This is a genomic window from Anabaena sp. FACHB-1391 (genome assembly GCF_014696755.1).
GTDB lineage: Bacteria > Cyanobacteriota > Cyanobacteriia > Cyanobacteriales > Nostocaceae > Dolichospermum > Dolichospermum planctonicum.
Genome location: NZ_JACJQS010000076.1, coordinates 1 through 4,826 on the forward strand (window position 1 = coordinate 1; position 4,826 = coordinate 4,826).

A 4,826-nucleotide genomic window follows, 5' to 3' on the forward strand; every position below is an offset into this window, starting at 1 on the left:
GATGAAAGGATGTACAGGATGAAGATGGGGATTTTTTGATGATGTCAATGATTTTAAATGGTGCGTTACTATATAATATAGCGAACTGCTTGCAGCAGCGCTTCGCTATCGCTATCCTACCTCCAAAGCCTTTACCTCAAGTACAGATATTAATAATAAAATAAAACTCTTGTGGTGCAGGCATCTTGCCCGCACAAAATGTACCTCACTCAACCTAAACTTACCCTATTATATAGCGAACTGCTTGCAGCAGCGCTTCGCTATCGCTGTGCTACACCCAAAGTCTTCACCTCAAGTACAGATATTAATAATAAAATAAAACTCTTGTGGTGCGGGCATCTTGCCCGCACAAGGTGTACCTCACTCAAGCTGAACTTACTATATTATATAGCGAACTGCTTGCAGCAGCGCTTCGCTATCGCTATCCTACTCAAAAAGCTATTCCCTGTTCCCTGTCACCTGTCACCTAATTTCAGATAGTTCTTCCTTATCAAGCTTAGGATAACATATTTAAAATCCTTTGTCAATACCTAAAAAGCAAATTTTTCGCGGTTTTTTTTGCGTTAATTGTTGCTTTGTGGGGTGATGTCAGAATCAGGATATCCAGGATGAAAGGATGTACAGGATGAAGATGGGGATTTTTTGATGATGTCAATGATTTTAAATGGTGCGTTACTATATAATATAGCGAACTGCTTGCAGCAGCGCTTCGCTATCGCTATCCTACCTCCAAAGCCTTTACCTCAAGTACAGATATTAATAATAAAATAAAACTCTTGTGGTGCGGGCATCTTGCCCGCACAAAATGTACCTCACTCAACCTAAACTTACCCTATTATATAGCGAACTGCTTGCAGCAGCGCTTCGCTATCGCTATCCTACTCAAAAAGCTATTCCCTGTTCCCTGTTCCCTGTCAACTGTCACCTAATTTCAGATAGTTCTTCCTTATCAAAATTATGATAACATATTTCAAATCCTTTGTCAACACCTAAAAAACAAATTTTTCGCGTCTTGTTGGCTGTTCCCTGTTCTCTGTTCTCTGTTCCCTGTTCTCTGTTCCCTGTTCTCTGTTCCCTGTTCCCTGTTCTCTGTTCCCTGTCACCTGTCCCCGTGGCGTAGCACCTGTCACCTGATTAAAGTGATAATTGTAGGTTGGGTTAAGCGACAACGTAACCCAACAAAGTCCTAACAACAAAGTCCCTAAGTTATTGGGTTGAGAAAACCCAATAAAGCTATTAACTAAATAGGAAAGTACCTCCGAACAGGTTTAAACTCGCATTGGTGCTATTAAATCCAGATGTATCAGATAAAGTCATTAATGATTGACCAGTACCAAAACCAGCATTACCAATAATACCATCTCCAATTCGCACTAATGTAGAATTACCTGATGTAATCACATCAAAATTGGCAATACCTGTAAAGTTCAGTTTATCGCCACTGACACCGCGCACAAATTGGTAAACTATATCTGTACCATGACCAAGAACGTAGTTAACGTTATCTACAGCATTATCGTTTAAACCTAAATACAGGCTATCGCTACCACCACCACCAATTAAAGTATCAGCACCCGCACCACCTGTGAGAACGTTATTACCAGTATTACCTGTAATGTTGTTATTTAGTTCATTACCTGTACCATTAATAGCGGTTGTTCCCTGTAACGTCAGGTTTTCTACATTGGCGCTGAGGGTGTAAGTTGCTGCGGTGCTGAAAACGCTATCTGTTCCTTCATTAGCATTTTCTGTGATGCTATCTGCTGTACTGTCCACATAATAGGAGTCGTTACCAGCGCCACCAATAAGGGTATCAGCACCAGTACCACCGGTGAGAACGTTATCGGCTGCGTTACCTGTAATGATATTATTGAGGGTGTTACCTGTACCATTAATGGCGGTTGTTCCCTGTAACGTTAGGTTTTCTACATTGGCGCTGAGAGTATAAGTTGCTGCGGTGCTGAAAACGCTATCTAGTCCTTGTCCTACTAATTCTGTAATGATATCTGCTGTATTGTCTACATAGTAGGAATCGTTACCAACACCACCAATGAGGGTATCATTTCCTAAATCACCATTGAGGGTATCATTTCCTAAACCACCATTAAGAGTGTTATTACCAGTGTTACCTGTAATGATATTATTCAGGTTATTACCTGTACCGTTAATAGCGGTTGTTCCCTGTAACGTTAGGTTTTCTAAGTTGGTTTTTAATGTCCAAGTGATAGAAGATTCAACGGTATCTATGCCACCATTTAAACCTTCAGCAATGATATCACCAATATCTTCTACGACAAAGGTATCATTTCCTTTACCACCGATTAAAAAGTCTATACCTGCTCCCCCGTTCAGAGTGTCATTACCGTCTCCACCGGTTAAATCATCGTTTCCTGTACCTGCTTTAATCCAATCATTACCAGTAGTACCATCAAAACTGATAGTACCTGTAAAGCTGCTTAAATCAAAGCGTTCAAATCCGAATACTGTTGTCCCAGGAATATCTAATTGATTGGTGGTGTTACTGGTATCTATGGAGATAAGATCGTTAACTGTTCCTCCAGTGATAATTAAGGTGTCTGTGCCATTACCACCTTTGATGGTGTCGTTTTGTTGTAAATTGGCCAATATGCTGGTAATGGTGTCGTTTTCACCTTGAGCGTCTATGATATCTTGTTGGGCTGTGGTGGTTAAGTTGGTAGGAGTTTCGTTAAGGTCAGTTACTCCAATGGTTAATTGTTTCTCGAAGGATAACCCACCCTGGTCTGTTGTCCTCAGTCGAATGCTATAACTGTTTTTGGTTTCAAAGTCAAAGACAGCGTTGGTTCTAAGTTGATTTCCGCTAATGGTAAATAAACTATTATCTGTTGCACCGTTCCCAGTGACTAAACTATAGGTAAAGGTGTTTCCTGTATCTGGGTCTGTGGTGGTGAGATTACCAACCACTGTACCAATAATTTGGTTTTCCGCAACGGTGCTATTAGAGAGTGTGAGGTTGGTAGGGGTTTCGTTAACGTTATTAACTCCAATGGTTAATTGTCTTTCAAAAAATAACCCACCTTGGTCTGTTGTCCTCAGTCGAACGCTATAACTGTTTTTGGTTTCAAAGTCAAATACAGAGTTGGTTCTAAGTTGATTTCCGCTAATGGTAAATAAACTATTATCCGTTGCACCGTTCCCAGTAACTAAGCTATAAGTAAAGGTGTTTGCTGTATCTGGGTCTGTGGTGGTGAGATTACCAATCACTGTACCAATAATTTGGTTTTCTGCAATTGTGCTGGTGGAGAGTGTAAGGTTGGTGGGAGCGTCGTTAACGTTGCTGACTCCAATGGTTAATTGTCTTTCAAAGGATAACCCATCTTGGTCGGTGGTTTTGACTCTAATGCTGTAACTGTTTTTGGTTTCAAAGTTAAATACAGAGTTGGTGGTAAGTTGATTATTGGTAATGGTAAATAAACTATTATCTGTTGCACCTGTCCCAGTGACTAAACTATAGGTAAAGGTGTTTGCTGTATCTGGGTCTGTGGTGGTGAGGCTACCAACTACTGTGTTAATGGCTTGATTTTCTGCAACAGTGCTATTACTTAAGGTAATGTTAGTGGGTGCTTGGTTAGTAAATTCACTCACATTAATAATCTTTAAACCACCGTCACTATCAGCCACATAAGCATAGTTACCGACTACTTGCACACCAAAAGCATCGCTAGATGTATCATAATTACCCTTGAGGGTGGGGGTTGTGGGGTTGCTGATGTCTATAATTTGTAGTCCTGAATCAAAATCAGCTACGTAAGCATAGTTACCCACCACTTGCACACCAAAAGCAAAGCCAGATGTATCATAATTGCCCTTGAGGGTGGGGGTTGTGGGGTTGCTGATATCAATTATTTGTAGTCCTGAATCACTATCAGCTACGTAAGCATAGTTACCCACTACTTGCACACCTAAAGCCCAGTCAGATGTATCATAATTGCCTTTGAGGGTGGGGGTTGTGGGGTTGCTTATGTCTATGATTTGTAGTCCTGAATCAAAATCAGCAACATAAGCGTAGTTTCCGACTATTTGCACACCATAAGCTCTGCCAGATGTATTATAATTGCCCTTGAGGGTGGGGGTAGAGGGGTTGCTGATGTCAATGATTTGTAGTCCTGAATCATAATCAGCTACGTAAGCATAGTTACCCACCACTTGCACACCCCTAGCATAGCCAGATGTATCATAATTACCCTTGAGGGTGGGGGTTGTGGGGTTGCTGATGTCTATAATTTGTAGTCCTGAAGTAAAATCAGCTACGTAAGCATAGTTACCCACCACTTGCACACCAAAAGCATAGCCAGATGTATCATAATTGCCCTTGAGGGTGGGGGTAGTGGGGTTGCTGATGTCTATTATTTGTAGTCCTGAATCATAATCAGCTACGTAAGCATAGTTACCCACTACTTGCACACCTCTAGCATAGCCAGATGTATCATAATTACCCTTGAGGGTGGGGGTTGTGGGGTTGCTGATGTCTATAATTTGTAGTCCTGAAGTAAAATCAGCTACATAAGCATAGCTACCCACTACTTGCACACCAAAAGCATTACTAGATGTATTATAATTGCCCTTGAGGGTGGGGGTAGTGGGGTTGCTGATGTCTATTATTTGTAGTCCTGAATAATCATCAGCTACGTAAGCATAGTTACCCACTACTTGCACACCATAAGCATAGCCAGATGTATCATAATTGCCCTTGAGTGTGGGGGTAGTGGGGTTGCTGATGTCTATTATTTGTAGTCCTTAATCATAATCAGCTACGTAAGCATAGTTACCGACTACTTGCACACCAT

1 protein-coding gene is annotated in these 4,826 nt (G+C 41.2%); it reads right to left on the minus strand.

The window, feature by feature from the left end:
- Positions 1 to 1,236 precede the first annotated feature (1,236 nt).
- Positions 1,237 to 4,686, minus strand: a complete 3,450-nt coding sequence (locus tag H6F62_RS20170) for a cadherin domain-containing protein (RefSeq protein ID WP_347238727.1) — start codon at positions 4,684 to 4,686, stop codon at positions 1,237 to 1,239.
- Positions 4,687 to 4,826 lie beyond the last annotated feature (140 nt).